Here is a 16347-nt window from a genome sequence, read left to right on the forward strand (position 1 = left end):
TTCAGAAATTTTGGTATTATCCGGAAAATACTGAGTAACAGATTTTTGGATCTGAAGGTAATTGGCATATAGTTTTTTCCTGAACATTCTCAAATGATGGTCGTACCGTCCATGTTCAAGGAAATCAGCAATAACATCTGAAAATAAAGACGGACTGGAAACTGTCTGAACCAGCTTCTGACGGATAATCTTATCTTTAAATTTCCCCGCTGCCACCCAGCCCACACGATATCCCGGAGCCAGCGTTTTAGAAACAGATCCTACCCACATCACAATTCCGGCCTCATCATAGAATTTACAGGGCTTTGGTCTTCCGGCTCCAAAGTAAATGTTTCCATAAACATCATCTTCCACCAAAGGAACATTATATTCGGTAAGCATCCTTACCAGCTCTTTTTTGTTCTCATCAGGCATCTGAAATCCCAGCGGATTATTATAATTAACGACAAAGCAGCATGCCGAAATCTTTGGCAGTACTTTTTTTAAAGCATCAAGATCCACTCCGGTAATAGGATGGGTAGGAATTTCCACCGCTTTTAGTCCCAGTAGGTGAATCGCCTGCAATATTCCAAAATATACAGGACTTTCAATGGCTACGGAATCCCCTGGCTGGGTAACCGCCATCAGGCAGTTATATACTCCATTCATTGCTCCGGAGGTAATGACAAGGTCATCTTCTGTAATCTTCCCTTCCATTACCATGGCCCATTTCGCTATTTCGCGGCGCAAATTTTCACTTCCCTGTACCGGCTCATAGTTGGTCCCGCTATCACTGCTCTTCTTCATTACATTGATCATACACTTCTTCATTTTAGCTACAGGAAGAAGGCTTTTCCCGGGAATACCCAATGCAAACTGAGTAACATCTGTTCCGGCAATGGTTCCGAATACCTTGCCGATAAGATCTTCCGGTGTTTTTTGTCCTTGTGAAACTTTTATTTTTGCAACAGAAGGTAACGCCAGCTTTCGCTGGGAGGTCTGGCTTACGTAATAGCCGTATTTGGGGCGTGATTCCACCAGAGACCTGCTCTCAAGCTCCATATATGCCTGTTTTACAGTATTTAAGCTAACGTTATGTAACTTTTGGGCACTTCTTAACGATGGCAGCCTGTCTCCAAACTGCAAGGTTTCAGTTTTAATCTGCTCAGTGACAGCATTGGCTATTTTTAGATACAAAACATCTTTAGACATGGGTGAGGGTTTTACGTAAAAATACAATTTTATCTATGCTTTACTAAAAATCCAGCCAGCTAATCATACTTTTGATACTGCTTTTTAGCTGTTCCGGATTTCGAAAGTTGGGCGTAGTATTCTTTTTAAAATAAGCTTCAACTTTTAAAGAAAATTTTTTCTTCTCTGCCTCAGTAGTCCCCTTTTTATCATAGATTTTAAAGATAATCTCTCCTTTCAGATTCATAATAAGGCTGGCAAATGAAACTATTTCATCCCCTTTTTTTGCCAGGAAAAACGGAACTCCAAAATCCGGACTTATCTTTGAGGTGTTCTGGGTCTGCAGAAATATGTTTTTCAGCGCCAACATATCTGAAATATAAACTTCAGCATATTGAAGCTGCTCGTGATGTTGAACGGTTGTTTCCATAATATCATGATTTAATAAAACAAAATTATGCAGGATTTAACTTTGGATACAGATACAGAAGAATGCAATATTATGGGTACAGATATTCTTTAAATTCTGAAAATGCAAATATTTTTATCCGTCATCTATCCGAAATGCTCTATTTTTGCAAAAAAAATTAGACAATTTGAGTTTTTTCGGAATTAATATAAAGATAATAAGACAGGCTAAAGGACTGAGCCAAAAGGCTTTCGCCGATTTATTTGATTTAAACAGAGGGGTAATAAGTTCTTATGAAGAAGGCCGTGCTGAGCCTAAAATAGAAACGATACTGAAAGTAGCCACCCTTTTTAACCTTAGTGTAGATGAGCTTCTTACTGAAGCCGTACAGGTACATCAATTACCCAATGTTTCAGACATCAATCAGCTGATGCTTTTCCCGGAATCAGCGATGCAGAATATGAAAGAAACAAAAGCATTACCGGAAAGCAATTCCGAAAACACAACGGTTGTGCAAAAAATATTAGCATCAGTAGATTGGGTGTATGAATTTACGGCTGAAAATCAGGTACTCCCACCTTACCAGTATGGAGATATTTTATTCCTGAATAAAGCAGATTTAAAAAGTGATTTGAACAGCCGCTTATTAGTGTACACCAACGGCCGTTTGCAGTATACCTCTGAAAGCAGTCAATCTATTAAGGGAAAACAAGAGCTTTATAAGATTGTGGGTTATGTTTCCACTGCTGAAAAGAATATTTTTGAGAGTATTTTTGAGAGACTGGAAAAGCTGGAAAGGAACATACTGCAATTATGAGGAGGGAATGGAGCTGAATCATGAATTAAAAATTATGAAAGCACTCTTCTATATACTAGTTTTACTTTTCTTCTATTCATGTGGAGAAACAGATTGTAATCAAGTAAAAAAAGCATACTATCCTGATGAGTATTATATTTTCGTTACCCAATCAAAAGTAGATCTTACATGGATAAAACTGGAGGGCTATGTTCCGGAAACCAGTAAGAGAACAAGCGTTATGGTTCACAACAACTGGGGTATTGGAGAGGATGAAATAGATTACGGAGACGTTATACTAAAAAGAAAGGGAGCATTGCCACTTACCATCCATAAAAAAGATACGATCATCACTCATGATTGGTATTGCAGAGGAAAACCCTATCAATAATAATACAACAAAAAACCCTCCGTAATATATTACAGAGGGTTTTAGTACCCCGGGCGGGACTTGAACCCGCACGTTCTTACGAACACAGGATTTTAAGTCCTGCGTGTCTACCAGTTCCACCACCAGGGCAGGTGTGGAGCGAAAAAAAAGATTCAAACCTGAAGTTCCAATCTTTTCAACGGCTGTAGACAACCTATTGAGTATTTCGCATTGTGCGGATGAAGGGACTCGAACCCCCACGCCTCACGGCACCAGATCCTAAGTCTGGCGTGGCTACCAATTACACCACATCCGCTGGTTGCATTGCTCTGTTTTCACAGATACAATCTCTATTTCTTACAAATATAAGACTTTTAATTACATAACAGTCTCTATAAAAACAAAAAACCCTCCGTCGCAAAGTACAGAGGGTTTTGTACCCCGGGCGGGACTTGAACCCGCACGTTCTTACGAACACAGGATTTTAAGTCCTGCGTGTCTACCAGTTCCACCACCAGGGCAGGTGTGGAGCGAAAAACGGGATTCGAACCCGCGACCCCAACCTTGGCAAGGTTGTGCTCTACCAGCTGAGCTATTTTCGCATAGTGCGGATGAAGGGACTCGAACCCCCACGCCTCACGGCACCAGATCCTAAGTCTGGCGTGGCTACCAATTACACCACATCCGCTGGTTTTTTTTGTATTGTAAGTTTTAAAGAGCTTGCTTCGTTTTTGTGAGTGCAAATATAGGACAATTTCCTTTACCTCCAAACTTTTCCGGGAAAAAAAATATTTTTTTTACATTTTTTTTTCCCGGCAGCTATTATTACGATTCATTTTCTTATTTTTACATCGTTAATATTTACGATATGGAATTACAAGGAACGGTAAAGAAACTTTTTGATGCTCAAACATTTGCGAGCGGATTTCAAAAAAGAGAAATGGTTATTTTAACTCAAGAACAGTATCCACAGCCGATAAACATAGAATTTTTGTCTGATAAAATTAGTTTATTAGATAACCTTAAAGAAGGAGAAAACGTAAAGGTAGGAATCAACATCAGAGGTAGAGAATGGGTTTCTCCTCAAGGTGAGACTAAATACTTCAACTCTATTACAGGATGGAAAATAGAAAAAGTTTTTGATAATGGAGCAGAGCCTACTCAGGCTATGTCTCAGCAGTCAGCTTCTCCTGTTTCTAACGAGAATCCGTTTGCTGGAGATGACGATGATGATTTACCTTTTTAATTAAAAAATAAAGATCAACTATAAATCCTGCTTTTTAAGTGGGATTTTTTTTCTACAATGGTTCGATTAGACGAAAATGAGATTTCATTTCCTGACCCTGAAACATACGACGGTCAGGATGGGTTAATTGCCTTTGGAGGTGACCTTTCAGTGGAACGGATATGGTTTGCTTACCAATTGGGGATTTTCCCATGGTATAATCCCGGAGAGGAAATTCTATGGTGGAGCCCTGATCCGAGGTTTGTTTTATTTCCTGATGAGATAAAAGTATCTAAATCTATGCAGAAGATATTGAACAGAAATGTTTTTACGTTTTCAGAGAACCGGGATTTCAGGGGAGTTATTAAAAACTGTCAGCAAACCAGCCGAAAAGGACAGGACGGAACCTGGCTTTCTAACGAACTGATGGAATCTTTTATTAAGCTTCATGAATATGGACTCGCCAAAAGCATAGAAGTCTGGCAGGATGGAGAGCTTGTAGGTGGATTTTACGGCTTACAGATCGGCAATTTATTTTGTGGTGAAAGCATGTTTGCCAAGGTAAGTAATGCCTCAAAAGCAGGATTTATTCACTTTGCCCAAAGCAATAAAAATACGATTGAATTAATTGATTGTCAGACTCATACAGACCACCTGGAAAGCTTGGGAGCCCGTATGATTTCTAAAAAAGAATTTTTAAAAATTTTACACGAAAATAATGAACGCAGATAAAGAAAAATGGATTCTTCTGGTTGTCCTGAGTATTATTTGGGGATCGTCATTTATTCTGATAAAAAAATCGCTGGAACACTTTAATCCGTTTCAGGTAGGGTCATTAAGAGTTCTTATTGCAGGTATTATCCTGCTCCCTATTGCAATTTCCAATTATAAACTTTTCCCGAAAAAGCATATCAAATGGCTTATTCTTGCTGCTTTTACAGGAAATTTTATTCCTATGTTCCTCTTTCCCATTGCAGAAACAGAAGTAAGCAGTAGTATTGCGGGAATTATCAATTCCATGATGCCTATCTTCGTTATTATTGTGGGTGCGCTGATATGGAAGTTTGAAACCACCAAAAAACAGATCCTGGGAACGTTGATAAGCTTCACGGGAGTTTGTATTCTGGCTTTTGGAGGTGGTGACAGCGGAGAATTAAAAATGATTCCTATTCTGCTGTTATTACTGGCCACTTTATGCTATGCCGTCAGTACGACCACCGTAAAATCAAAGCTTATGGAAGTCTCTTCCACCGTCTTATCAGCATTTGTTTTCTCATTTGTTTTATTTTTTCCTTCCATTATTGCTTTAACCAGCACGGGATTCTTTTCTGAATTCACTTTTTCAAAGGACAATATGCTAGGTTTATTGTTTGTCAGCCTTTTATCTGTTTTCGGAACCGGGCTGGCCATGATGATGAACTACCGACTACTGAAGGTCTCTACTCCCCTTTTTGCTTCTACAGTTACCTTAGTAATGCCTATTGTTGCTATTATCTGGGGAATTATAGATGGGGAACAACTGACTTATATGCAGTTTATAGGAGCCGGGGTAATCATTGCCGGATTGATATTCCTAAGAACTAATGCTAAAAAGTAATTTGTAGCATTTGATCTGTATACTGACGTAGAAACCAAGGCTGGATTTGGATGTAAGTCTATCAACAATCCTTACAACAATCCTATTTAAGAATACAGTCGCTCATAAAAAAATCCCGCATTGCTGCAGGATTTCTGTTTATATTAAAGATTAAATGTAAATTATTCTGAACCGGATATTCCCGATTCTTTCTGTTTAATTCTTCTTAACCTTGCTGGCTTTCACCTTTTTCACTTCATCTTTAATGAATGGATACTTCTTCTGCATATCCTTTGCCAGGCTTGGGTCCAGGTCTAATGCTTTCTGAAGGGAATCCATCCCTTTATCCTTTTCTTTCAAATTGAAAAAGCAATTGCTTAACTGATAAAATAATTCAGCCCTGTAGTGCTTCTTAATAGCAGCATTCAATACAGTAACCGCTTCTTCATATTCACCCAAAAGCATTAATACTTCTGAATATGCATACCAGTTGTAAAATCTGGAAGGTTCGTCCGCTACCAATTTTTTAAGACAGGAAAGGCTTTCTTCAAATTTCCCTGAATCGATGAATAAAAAGGCTAACCTTTTTTGATAATCAAGGTTATTTTCATTCAATTGGGTTGCTTCTTTGGCAAAATGCAGGGCTTCTGACATTCCTCCCATCTCTTCATACAGGTAAGACTGCTCCATCATCGCAAGATAAAACTGGGGGTCTTCTCTTAATGACTTCTGGAATGAATTTAATGCTAAAATTGGCTGTTTTAAAGCTTTATGGCACAATCCGATTTTATAGAAGGTAAATGCTTTCGTATATTCCAATTCAAGCATTTCCTCATACACTTCAATTGATTTCTGGTATTGGCCCAACGCTTCATAACATGCGGCTTTATTCGCATATACTCCCACAGAACTCGAATTGATTGCCAATAAGTAATCATAGCCTTTGATGGCCTCTTCGAAGTTCTTTCTGTTGAAATAGAATTGTCCATACTCAAACCATGCGGTTTCTGAATAGGAAAACTCATCTAAATATTCATTAAGAAAGGCAATAGCCTCCTCACTCTTATTCAAATCACTGAAGCATACCATACAGTTTTCTAATGCATATTCATCAGAAGGATCTTCTTTTAATGCTTTCCGGTAATGTTTAAGAGCGTTAAAAGGATCTCCAAGATTCACATATTCATCTGCAATAAAATTGTGAAGGAAGTTTTCTTCTTCCCCCAGCTCAAGTGCCCGTTTACAAATTTCAATGGATTTTCTAGGATTTCCTAAGTTCGAATAATACTTGGCATAGCAAACCAAAAAGTCTGTATGCTCCATAGAGGAACCTTTCAGCTCATTGATAAGCTCTTTTGCCGTATTATATTCTTCCCACTCCAATAGAATTTCAAGTTTTTTAATCTTGATATCTAAAGAATTAGGATGAAGCTTCAGACCAAAATTGACCGCCATATCAGCGTAATTAAAATCTCCCAGCTCCAAATAATACACAATAATGTCTTCTAACTCTTCTGTGTCAAAGTAGAATTCATCATTATTTTCCATCATTTCCTCGAACTTCTTTACAAGTTCATTTCCAAAATACTCTTCCAATAGTGTCCTCTTTGTCGGTCCAATGCCTGAATGTACTTACAGACCTCGGCAAACTTATTAATTAATGATACATCTGAAACTGATATTCAAATATTTATGCAAAGTTGCAACTTTTTTTTGAATTTTCCATTTCGTAATTTCTATCATAAAAATAGTAAAAAAAGAAAACAGATAAAAGGATTGTGGATAAAAAACTCAAATTGTTATTAAATTCTTATTACCAGTCTCTTTCCATTTTCAATTTCCTTATTCCATGCCGATTCAATATATTCTAAATCAACGTCTTCCGTTTCTATTTTAATTTTTCCTTCTGCAGCAGCCTGAAACATTCCTGGAATTATTTCTGAAAATAAAAGTTTCGATTCTTCTTTTGTCCAGCTTCCCAGTCCTGATCCTGAAATATGGATGTCTGTTCCTCTTAAAATCTGTGAAGATAACTGAATATGGTCCCCACTCATTCCTCCTACAGAAACCAATTTCGTCTTATGAGAAAATGTACCGTCACCTTTAAGAGCGGCCAGGATCATTTCTACAGAATGCCCCCAAATATAATCCAAGATGACATCAACAGGTGTTTCACCGTGGATCTCTTTAATTTTCTGTTTAAAGTTTTCATCTGTAAGCTTTAGGGAAATAGCTTCATCTGCCCCCAACTTAAGCAGAGATTGTAATGCGGTTTCATTTCTTCCGGTAACGATCACTTTCCCTGCTCCGTACAGCTTCGTAATCTGAACGGCTATTCTTCCCGTAATTCCGGTTGCACCATTGATTAATACGGTGTCTCCTTGCTGCATTCCCGCTTTACATTGTAAACCCATTGCTGAGCCCATTACCGCATTGGGTAGCGCTGCAGCTACAGAAAAATCCAGATTCTCAGGAATTGGCACCATCAATTGGCGGTCTGCCAACACTTTTTCTGCCACACTTCCATTTTTACTGAAAAAATAAACCTTAGTTCCGTTGTCAAGATAACCTACGCCATCGGAGCCAATAATTTTAGGCTGTTGCACCTCGTTATCTGTAGAATAATGAGTGCCTCCGGCTCTGGCTCTATCCAGGTTTTTTATAGAGGCAGCCTTCACCGAAACTAACACGTCATTTTCTTTTATGATTTCCGGTTCGGGAAAATCTGCGTATTGAGGAATTCTTCCTTTTTCAAATACTACTGCTGCTTTCATTATTTTAAATTTTATACAAATTTATTTCGGAAGAAAGCCTGAGAGCAATAACATTTGTTATCAGATTGAGATAATTAGGCAGAAAGCTGTAAGTAATGGCTGTCCTAAAACAATCATTGAAAATAGTCTTTAAAGAGGTTTATTTTTCAGGATTTTGCTTTTTATCCTGCTGAGATGAACCGTTGTAACACCAAGATATGAAGCAATATAATGCTGGGGTACTCTTTTGATGATCTCGGGCTTTTCTTTAATCAGATTAAGATAACGCTGCTGCGGGGTGTCTTTAATAAATGAAAAGAAGTGCTTCATATAATCAAACATCCTCTCAAATAAAGCATCCATCAACAGAGTCCTAAGTTCAGGACATTCATACACCTCTTCCAGAAAAGCATCCACATCAGGCTTTCCAATTTTATATAAGATACAGGGCTCTATTGTTTCAAAAGAGACCATACTTGGAAGCCCTTTTTTAAAACTCTCAAGAGAAGAAAACATGGTATTTTCAAGAAAAAACTGAAAGGTCACATCTTTCCCATCATTATTATACCACGCTCTGACAACACCTTTTTCAAGATAGTACGCATTATAGGAAACTTCATTTTCTTGTAATAACAACGTTTTGGCCGGAACTTCGATCCTTTCAAAAGTGTTCAGAAACTTCCGCCATTTTTCTTTGGGGAAAGGAAATCTGTCTTTTATATGCTCAAACATGGGATACAAAAAAAGAACGGAGCTAGATAGCATCCGTTCTTTAGGTTTTATTTAAATTAAAGTTTTGATCTTAGCAATGATATCATCTCCTAATTTATCGGCCTCCTCCTGAGATTTAGCTTCCGTATAAATTCTGATAATCGGCTCTGTATTGGATTTTCTAAGGTGAACCCAATTGTTTTCAAAGTCTATTTTAACACCATCCACTGTAGAAACTTCTTCATTTTTATATTCCAGCTCCATTTTGTTTAAAATATCATCTACATTGATCTCCGGTGTAAGTTCTATTTTCTTTTTACCCATAAAATAGCTTGGATATCCTGCTCTCAATTCAGATACCGTTTTATTTTCTTTTGCCAAATGGGTTAAAAATAAGGCTACCCCCACTAAAGAATCTCTTCCGTAATGCAGTTCAGGGTAAATAATACCACCGTTCCCTTCTCCTCCGATCACTGCATTTTTCTCTTTCATTAAAGTAACTACATTCACTTCTCCTACAGCACTTGCAAAGTATTCTGAATCATGGGTATGAGCAACGTCTCTCAAAGCACGGCTAGATGAAAGGTTAGAAATAGCAGCCCCTTTTTTATGTTTCAACAGGTAATCTGCCACAGCCACCAATGTATACTCTTCGCCAAACATTTCCCCTTTCTCATCAATTAAGGCCAGTCTGTCTACATCCGGGTCTACAACAACTCCCAGGTCTGCCTTTTCTTTAATCACCAGCTCGCAGATATCCCCCAAATGTTCTTTTAAAGGCTCTGGATTGTGTGGAAAATGTCCTGTAGGTTCACAATACAGCTTAACAGTCTCGCATCCAAGCTTATCTAACAACATAGGAATAGCGATCCCTCCTGTAGAGTTTACTGCATCCAGAACCACTTTAAATTTTTTAGCTTTAATTGCCTCTACATCTACCATTGGAAGGTCCAGGATCTGCTGAATATGAATATCAAAAGCATCATCTCTTGTTTCATAATTTCCCAGATCATCTACCTCCGCATAATTGAAGTCTTCACTTTCTGCTAAAGCAAGTACATCTGCACCGTTTTCTCCACTGATGAATTCTCCTTTTTCATTCAATAATTTCAGTGCATTCCATTGTTTTGGATTGTGAGAAGCAGTAAGGATAATCCCACCGTCAGCTTTCAATTCCGGCACCATGATCTCTACCGTAGGTGTTGTAGAAAGACCTAAATCTACCACATTGATCCCCAACCCCTGTAAAGTAGCGGTAACCAGAGAAGAAACCATCTGACCGGATATTCTGGCATCTCTACCAATCACGAGGGTTAAATCTTTTTTATTTTTATTATTCTGAAGCCAGGTTCCGAAAGCCGAAGCAAATTTTACCACATCTAGTGGAGTCAGGTTATCATTTACTCTTCCTCCTATGGTTCCACGAATTCCTGAAATAGATTTAATTAACGACATTATATTTTGATTGTTTGATTGTTTTCTTTCTATATTTTTCTACGCAAAGATACTTAAAAGACTTTTGAACTTATAAAACAGGAATCTTTTTTTGAATTTTATCATACGTATTTTTTACAACTTTCGGAGGGGCAAAACGATACCCTATATATAACAAACCATAGAGGTTATTATTTTCCACAGTCTGGTTATTTTTCTGATCGTAGGCATAGGCGCTAAAGTTCATTTTTCCTCCGAATAGAAAGCGATCTGTATTATATCCTACATGCAGCCCACCTTCCATCCTTATGGTTACATACTGCGCATTGACCCGTGATTTATCGCCCAGGTTTTCATAATAACTTGAGAATTTTCCACCCAGGCCTAATGCTAAATAGGGAGCAATATGCACTTTCTTTCCAATCACCCAATTGTAGAAATATCCCATATTGGCTCCAATTTTATATTGGGTTTCTTTGCTCTTCTGCCCTTCTATTATATTGGTAAAAATGCTAAGATCATAGTCTAAGAAAGGGACCCAGCTGCCACTGCTTTTCTTCTGCCATTCCCCTTGGGTATAGATACTTTTGGCTGAGAAATTTTCATTAAGAACATATGCGGTAGATCCTCCAAAGCTTTGTACCCTAAAATCCGGAAATTGGATGTACGGATCTTTTCCTTCCTGCCAGCCGGGAAGAAAATCTTTCATATTTTCCAGATAAAATCCTTTTACATTTTTATAGTAGAGGGTCTGAATAAATTTTTGGGGAAATAACCGCAAGCTAAAGTCTGTATAAGAGCTCTTTCCTTTCAGTTCATCATCGTTATTGCCTGAAATAAAATGTGGCGAAAAAGACAGGGTAGCACTTATTATTTTATAGTCAACCGAGAAGGAAGTCCTTGTTTTGTTGTTGATTGAAAATGTCATTTGGTTTTCATTTTTCCCTTCTCCCTGCGAAAAAATATAACTTTCAATATTGGTATCAATATTGGCACGGACCATCACCTGATCTGTATAGGATTTAATATTCGTGGTATCACTTTGTGCTCTTCCATAGAACACAAAGAAAGAAAGTAAGAAAACAAAGATTGCTTTTGAAAGCCCCAAACTGAATTATTTAAATTAAAAAAATGAATTTACTACATTTTTTTAATTAATTATTTAATTCAATATTAAGAACAGCCGCAATCTTTATCGCAGTTTGTTCTTTTAGAACTGAATTTTTTGGGTGCAAAATTCTTTCTGAGTATCTTAAATAAAGAGTAACAGGCGAATGCTACTATTATAAAGATAATGACGTATTGAAAAATTAATGATGAATCCATTACTTTAAAATCTGATAAGCTATCATCGACACAAAATATGCCAAACCTGTCATCATAGCTACCTGAAAGCCGGTCCATTTCCAGCTTTTGGTTTCTCTGTAGACTACTGCAAGTGTAGAGACACACTGCATTGCAAATGCATAAAATAAAAGTACTGAAACTCCTGTAGCAAAGCTAAAGACTTTTTCTCCGTTTGGCTTTACATCCCTTCTCATTTTGTCAATTACTTTTACCTCCGGAGCATCATCTTCAAGACTGTATAATGTAGACATTGTCCCCACAAAAACCTCTCTGGCAACAAAGCTGGTAAGAATTCCAACTCCCATTTTCCAGTCATATCCAAGAGGAGCAATGACAGGCTCTATTCCTTTACCCATTTTAGCTAGGTAAGAATGATCAAGCTCTACATTGGTGGCCACCAATTCGTTAGGCTGTTGTTTAGGTCCGAAATAGCTTAAAAACCAGATGATGATACTTACAATAAAAATAATTTTACCGGCTCCGGTAATAAAGTCCCAGACTTTTCCTAAAACCATCTTAAGATCATATCCGAAAAGCGGTTTCTTATAAGTGGGTAAATCCATGACCAAATAGGTTTTACCTTTATTTTTAATAAATCCTTTAAGAATAGCTGCAGAGAATAATGCTACCAGAAAGCCCAGAAGATACATTCCCATCAGCACCAATGCCTTATATTTTATCCCCAAAAATGTTCCTTCAGAAATAATGAGCCCGATAATAATACTGTATACCGGAAGCCTTGCAGAACACGTCATAAAAGGGGTTACCAGGATCGTCAGTAATCTCTCTTTAACATTTTCAATATTCCTTGTAGAAATCACGGCAGGAATTGCACATGCCGTTCCTGAAACAAGGGGAACAATACTTTTACCGTTCAGTCCGAATGGGCGGAGAAGTCTGTCCATCAGGAATACCACTCTTGCCATATACCCAGAATCTTCCAGCAGGTAAAGGAAATACAGTAAAATCCCGATCTGTGGTGCAAATACTACAATCCCTCCTATTCCCGGAATAATTCCGTTTGAAATCAGTGAATTAACCGGCCCTTCCGGAAGGTGTTCTCCTGTAAAGGCTGCCAGCCATGAGAAAGTCTCCTCAATCCAGGTCATCGGATATTCCGCCAGGAAAAATACACTTTGGAAAATAACTAATAAAATGGCTAAGAAAACAACATAACCCCAAAATTTGTGAACCAAAACCTTATCCAGTTTTTCTGTCAACAATTCTTTGAACTGAGGTTTTTTAGAAATTACATTGTCTAATATTTTGTCTACATTCTGATATCTCCTAACTGTTTCCTGAACTTGTAATCTTTTAGGTACCAAACTTTTGGAATCCGCTTCATTCAGCTTATCCATTACAGATTCTATTCTTCCCAGGTCTGTACCTAAAGAAAGGCTCATCCATGCCTTATATTCGTTATCAAAGCCCTTGTGTGAAGCCAGTTTACGGATAAAATCCCTATGCTCATTCGGTGTTTCAAATGATACCTTATCTGCTTTTATAAATTGGTTATTGTAAACGGCTTCTCTTACTTCATCAATACCAATCTGTTCTTTGGCATTCGTCTGAATAATAGTAATACCTAAAGCTTTGGAAAAATGCTGAATATCAATATTAATCCCTCTTCTTTCTGCCTGGTCAATCTGATTGACAATCAGAATCATGGGAATTCCAAGATCCTGAATCTGCTGAAACAAAAGAAGACCTCTTTTCAGGCTTAATGCTTCAAGAATATAAACAACTCCTGCATAGTTTTTCTGTTCATCGATAAGATATTTTGAGAAAATAGCTTCATCTTCAGAACTTGGATACACACTGTATGATCCAGGTAGATCTACTACCTCAACGTCCTCATTTTTATAGGTATAATTTCCAGAATAACTGGCAACAGTTACTCCGGCATAGTTCCCGGTTTTCTGCTTTTTATTACAAAGCGTATTGAAAACCGTAGATTTTCCTACATTCGGGTTTCCGACTAAAAGTATTTGTTTTTTCTTGTTTGCCTGCATTAATTCAATTCTTCAACAATGATGTAATCTCCTTCTTCCTCACGAAGAGCAATCCGGCTTTTCTCTACTCCAAACTCTACATACATTGGCCCATTGAATGGAGCCTGATACAAAATCCTGAAAATGGTCTCCGGAAGAAGCCCCATTTCAATGATTTTATTGGGCATTTTCAGATGGTCATTATCATATCCCAATATCTTTCCCATTTTGTTTTTGGGAAATCCACTTAATTTATGTAATCCTTTCTCTTTCAAAGCCTGATTTTTTGTGCTGCAAATATACGTTATTTAAATTTAATCTAAATAACAGTAGGTATGAAAGAATCAACCCAGACACATTGCTGTATCTGGGTTGATTTAAATGTGATTTACACTAATTATAATTTCGAACACATTCTCCCATCATTGCTGCTCCTAACGGAGGATTATAGCTTCCAATATAGGAAGCCATAGCTATGCAACCTTCCAAATTCATGGCTTCCTTGCTTATCTTTTTAATCCCCGTTATTTCATTTTTTTCTTCCTTAATATTTTTTTTAGCAATTAAAACAGGCTGTATATTCTTAGCATTTGTTTTTGTAATTGGTTCTTCTGTTTTTGCTAATAAGATTGTGGATGTTACTAATAACATCGTAAGAATAACTTTTTTCATAATAATTTTATAATTTGTTAGCTAACTAAATTATAAAAACAAACATTCAATTCCAAGTATTGTGACTTATTATTATTAAAAATTGATTAATCATAATTTTTTGTCATTTTAGAGGAATTTTATTGATGTCATAACATTCAAAACTGTAAAAATTTCACATTTTATCCAAAACAAAAAAATCAACCCAAATACATTGCTGTATCTGGGTTGACTTGAATATAATTTAGTTGATATGAAGTCTGTTTTGATTTTTACTTTTCTACTTTTTCAACTGTTCCTACACTTAATTTAGCATAAGGAGGCTCGATAGGGTTATCATTAGCGTTATAAAAGTCTTTGTACTGTTTTTCCTGTTTTTTCATCATGTCTCCAATAGTCCCGTCCATACCCGGAATTGTTTTAGACATCATCTCCTGCGTAATCATAGGTCTTACAGAAGCAAAAGGATCTTTCTTAAAGTCATTGAACGTTTTTTCAAACTTTTCTCTTGGTAGATCTTTGACCTTTCCTCCTGAAGCTTGCATCAAATGTTCTATATAAGAAAACTCTGTATAATCTTTCACTTTTTTATTCCCTTGTAATACCCAAGAATAATTTTTCTCTGAATCTTCTATTTTTACTATAAGCCCTGGAAGCCCGTAAAATTTGTACGGTCCATCCTGGAAAGGAATATCTGTTGTAAACCATGCCGTCCATTTTCTATCACCAAATTCTGTAGTGGCCTTTTGGGTATTATATTCCCCTATTTTTTGTTTGTCACCAAGAATCTTCCAATTGAACTTTAAGTTTTCACTATAGCCAATATTTGTGGGCGTAAAACCATTTGCAATTTTGTCAACATACTGAATTCCCATACCTGGATACGTCTTATATATTCTTGCTGAAATCTTTGGTGTTTTAAGAGATTTTGAAAGGTCTTTCATGATGCCGGCCTTTTGCATTGCTTCTATTTCTATTTTCATAATAGAATCTTGTGCAATAACGGTGTAATCCTGATAAACAGATCTGTTTTTATCTGTAATATCCAGAATAGTAATGACCTTATCCAGTTTTGCAGAATCTTTCTTAGGCTTAAATGTAAGCTCATAAAAGAAGCGGTTAGCCGTTTCTTTAGATTCCTGTGCACTTGCTACAGCAAAAAGAGCTATAAAGAATATAGAAAATAGCTTTTTCATTTTTAATCAAGTTTTATTAATTAGTAATAGGATCTACCTATTTGTTACAGTTTTTCTTCATTTTTATTTTCCTGTGGGTTAATTTTCCTGTGGCCGGAAGAGTAAAATATAAAATTTATGATTTTGTTAAAACATTTCAAGTGGTAAAAGAGCTAACTTTAATGTTCTAAAAACCAAAATATTATGGACACTTTATCACAATTAAAATCCGAACTGGAGGGAGAATTCCAAACGACAAAAAAATTTATTGAACTCTTTCCTGAAGGAAAAAATGATTATGCTCCTCACGAAAAAAGTATGAAAATGATGCCCCTTGCCACTCATCTTGTGGAAGTTTTTGAATGGCCCAATACTATTTTGAACACTTCTGAACTGGATTTTGCCACAGGAGGATACCAACCTACGGTTCTCTCTACCAAAGAGGATCTTTTAAAAAAACTTGACAACGACTATCAGTCCGGAAAAGCCGCTTTAGAAAAAGCCTCCGAAGACCAGCTGAATCCAAGCTGGACCATTAAGAATGATGGACATGAACTGGCAAGCTGGACTAAATATGGAGCAATCCGCCATGCGTTAAACCAAATTACCCATCACCGGGCACAATTGGGAGTCTATTACAGACTGAATAACATTCCTCTTCCCGGAAGTTATGGCCCTTCTGCAGATCAGCAAAGCTTTTAATTTATCACTATATCTCAACAAAAAACCAATCCATGCG

17 protein-coding genes and 5 tRNA genes are annotated in these 16347 nt (G+C 37.0%); 6 read left to right on the top strand and 16 right to left on the bottom strand.

The genetic code is table 11. From position 1 onward, the window contains the following. Both JML65_RS18785 and JML65_RS18790 read right to left on the bottom strand, forming a co-directional pair. The coding region (locus tag JML65_RS18785) for a PLP-dependent aminotransferase family protein (RefSeq protein WP_202271704.1) at positions 1–1191 on the bottom strand (1191 nt) is incomplete at its 3' end. A 43-nt stretch (positions 1192–1234) separates the two neighbouring features. Next, the gene (locus JML65_RS18790) at positions 1235–1600 is read right to left on the bottom strand and encodes a hypothetical protein (RefSeq protein ID WP_202271705.1); all 366 of its coding nucleotides are present in this window, start codon (positions 1598–1600) and stop codon (positions 1235–1237) included. A gap of 166 nt (positions 1601–1766) precedes the next feature. On the opposite strand from JML65_RS18790, the gene JML65_RS18795 reads away from it, so the two are divergent. Continuing rightward, the gene (locus JML65_RS18795; RefSeq protein WP_202271706.1) at positions 1767–2396 is read left to right on the top strand and encodes a helix-turn-helix domain-containing protein; all 630 of its coding nucleotides are present in this window, start codon (positions 1767–1769) and stop codon (positions 2394–2396) included. A 34-nt stretch (positions 2397–2430) separates the two neighbouring features. Continuing rightward, on the top strand, positions 2431–2766 hold the full coding sequence (locus JML65_RS18800; RefSeq protein ID WP_202271707.1) for a hypothetical protein: 336 nt from the start codon (positions 2431–2433) through the stop codon (positions 2764–2766). Positions 2767–2811: 45 nt separating this feature from the next. Here JML65_RS18800 and JML65_RS18805 read toward each other — a convergent pair. The 5 genes from JML65_RS18805 to JML65_RS18825 all read right to left on the bottom strand — a co-directional run bounded on the left by JML65_RS18805 (position 2812) and on the right by JML65_RS18825 (position 3433). After that, a tRNA-Leu gene (locus JML65_RS18805) sits at positions 2812–2895 on the bottom strand. An 84-nt stretch (positions 2896–2979) separates the two neighbouring features. Beyond that, a tRNA-Leu gene (locus JML65_RS18810) sits at positions 2980–3061 on the bottom strand. A 121-nt stretch (positions 3062–3182) separates the two neighbouring features. Continuing rightward, a tRNA-Leu gene (locus JML65_RS18815) sits at positions 3183–3266 on the bottom strand. Between the two features lie 5 nt (positions 3267–3271). Further along, a tRNA-Gly gene (locus JML65_RS18820) sits at positions 3272–3347 on the bottom strand. A 4-nt stretch (positions 3348–3351) separates the two neighbouring features. Then, positions 3352–3433, bottom strand: a tRNA-Leu gene (locus tag JML65_RS18825). Positions 3434–3613: 180 nt separating this feature from the next. Here JML65_RS18825 and JML65_RS18830 point away from each other — a divergent pair. From JML65_RS18830 to JML65_RS18840, 3 genes are read left to right on the top strand one after another with little or no spacing between them, the layout of a single operon-like run. After that, positions 3614–3991 (top strand): DUF3127 domain-containing protein, encoded by a 378-nt coding sequence (locus JML65_RS18830; protein WP_047490065.1) that lies wholly within the window; start codon positions 3614–3616, stop codon positions 3989–3991. Positions 3992–4048: 57 nt separating this feature from the next. After that, positions 4049–4702, top strand: a complete 654-nt coding sequence (gene aat / locus JML65_RS18835) for a leucyl/phenylalanyl-tRNA--protein transferase (RefSeq protein ID WP_047489833.1) — start codon at positions 4049–4051, stop codon at positions 4700–4702. Further along, positions 4689–5567 (top strand): DMT family transporter, encoded by an 879-nt coding sequence (locus tag JML65_RS18840; protein ID WP_047489836.1) that lies wholly within the window; start codon positions 4689–4691, stop codon positions 5565–5567. The genes aat and JML65_RS18840 overlap by 14 nt, the downstream gene beginning before the upstream one ends. A 195-nt stretch (positions 5568–5762) precedes the next feature. Here JML65_RS18840 and JML65_RS18845 read toward each other — a convergent pair whose 3' ends face one another. The 9 genes from JML65_RS18845 to JML65_RS18885 all read right to left on the bottom strand — a co-directional run bounded on the left by JML65_RS18845 (position 5763) and on the right by JML65_RS18885 (position 15629). After that, a complete protein-coding gene (locus JML65_RS18845; RefSeq protein ID WP_047489838.1) occupies positions 5763–7142 on the bottom strand; it encodes a tetratricopeptide repeat protein in 1380 nt (459 codons plus the stop codon). 206 nt (positions 7143–7348) lie between these two features. Then, on the bottom strand, positions 7349–8320 hold the full coding sequence (locus tag JML65_RS18850) for a zinc-binding alcohol dehydrogenase family protein (RefSeq protein WP_202271708.1): 972 nt from the start codon (positions 8318–8320) through the stop codon (positions 7349–7351). Positions 8321–8449: 129 nt separating this feature from the next. Then, positions 8450–9031 (bottom strand): Crp/Fnr family transcriptional regulator, encoded by a 582-nt coding sequence (locus tag JML65_RS18855; RefSeq protein WP_047489841.1) that lies wholly within the window; start codon positions 9029–9031, stop codon positions 8450–8452. A 51-nt stretch (positions 9032–9082) separates the two neighbouring features. Next, on the bottom strand, positions 9083–10465 hold the full coding sequence (gene glmM, locus JML65_RS18860) for a phosphoglucosamine mutase (protein WP_202271709.1): 1383 nt from the start codon (positions 10463–10465) through the stop codon (positions 9083–9085). A gap of 70 nt (positions 10466–10535) precedes the next feature. Then, complete coding sequence (locus JML65_RS18865) at positions 10536–11552, bottom strand: DUF4421 family protein (RefSeq protein ID WP_047489847.1); 1017 nt, start codon at positions 11550–11552, stop codon at positions 10536–10538. A 217-nt stretch (positions 11553–11769) separates the two neighbouring features. Then, a complete protein-coding gene (gene feoB / locus JML65_RS18870) occupies positions 11770–13803 on the bottom strand; it encodes a ferrous iron transport protein B (RefSeq protein ID WP_202271710.1) in 2034 nt (677 codons plus the stop codon). Continuing rightward, on the bottom strand, positions 13803–14057 hold the full coding sequence (locus JML65_RS18875; protein ID WP_047489853.1) for a ferrous iron transport protein A: 255 nt from the start codon (positions 14055–14057) through the stop codon (positions 13803–13805). Before JML65_RS18875 ends, feoB begins: the two co-directional genes overlap by 1 nt. Positions 14058–14175: 118 nt before the next feature. Beyond that, positions 14176–14454 carry a hypothetical protein gene (locus JML65_RS18880; protein WP_202271711.1) on the bottom strand — a complete coding sequence of 93 codons (279 nt, stop codon included), beginning with the start codon at positions 14452–14454 and terminating at the stop codon, positions 14176–14178. A 251-nt stretch (positions 14455–14705) separates the two neighbouring features. After that, positions 14706–15629, bottom strand: a complete 924-nt coding sequence (locus tag JML65_RS18885; RefSeq protein WP_047489858.1) for a GLPGLI family protein — start codon at positions 15627–15629, stop codon at positions 14706–14708. A 183-nt stretch (positions 15630–15812) separates the two neighbouring features. Between JML65_RS18885 and JML65_RS18890 the strand changes: the two genes are divergently transcribed. Continuing rightward, complete coding sequence (locus JML65_RS18890) at positions 15813–16310, top strand: DinB family protein (protein WP_202271712.1); 498 nt, start codon at positions 15813–15815, stop codon at positions 16308–16310. Positions 16311–16347: the final 37 nt, after the last annotated feature.

Origin of the sequence: Chryseobacterium sp. KMC2 (genome assembly GCF_016756935.1) — a bacterium.
Classification (GTDB): domain Bacteria; phylum Bacteroidota; class Bacteroidia; order Flavobacteriales; family Weeksellaceae; genus Chryseobacterium; species Chryseobacterium rhizosphaerae.

Excerpts from the sequence above, each read along its gene's own strand:
- glmM (WP_202271709.1), bottom strand. The coding sequence starts at position 10,465 with ATGTCGTTAATTAAATCTATTTCAGGAATTCGTGGAACCATAGGAGGA.
- feoB (WP_202271710.1), bottom strand. The coding sequence starts at position 13,803 with ATGCAGGCAAACAAGAAAAAACAAATACTTTTAGTCGGAAACCCGAAT.
- JML65_RS18840 (WP_047489836.1), top strand. The coding sequence starts at position 4,689 with ATGAACGCAGATAAAGAAAAATGGATTCTTCTGGTTGTCCTGAGTATT.
- JML65_RS18885 (WP_047489858.1), bottom strand. The coding sequence starts at position 15,629 with ATGAAAAAGCTATTTTCTATATTCTTTATAGCTCTTTTTGCTGTAGCA.
- JML65_RS18790 (WP_202271705.1), bottom strand. The coding sequence starts at position 1,600 with ATGGAAACAACCGTTCAACATCACGAGCAGCTTCAATATGCTGAAGTT.
- JML65_RS18890 (WP_202271712.1), top strand. The coding sequence starts at position 15,813 with ATGGACACTTTATCACAATTAAAATCCGAACTGGAGGGAGAATTCCAA.
- JML65_RS18800 (WP_202271707.1), top strand. The coding sequence starts at position 2,431 with ATGAAAGCACTCTTCTATATACTAGTTTTACTTTTCTTCTATTCATGT.
- JML65_RS18830 (WP_047490065.1), top strand. The coding sequence starts at position 3,614 with ATGGAATTACAAGGAACGGTAAAGAAACTTTTTGATGCTCAAACATTT.
- JML65_RS18855 (WP_047489841.1), bottom strand. The coding sequence starts at position 9,031 with ATGTTTGAGCATATAAAAGACAGATTTCCTTTCCCCAAAGAAAAATGG.
- JML65_RS18850 (WP_202271708.1), bottom strand. The coding sequence starts at position 8,320 with ATGAAAGCAGCAGTAGTATTTGAAAAAGGAAGAATTCCTCAATACGCA.
- aat (WP_047489833.1), top strand. The coding sequence starts at position 4,049 with ATGGTTCGATTAGACGAAAATGAGATTTCATTTCCTGACCCTGAAACA.
- JML65_RS18880 (WP_202271711.1), bottom strand. The coding sequence starts at position 14,454 with ATGAAAAAAGTTATTCTTACGATGTTATTAGTAACATCCACAATCTTA.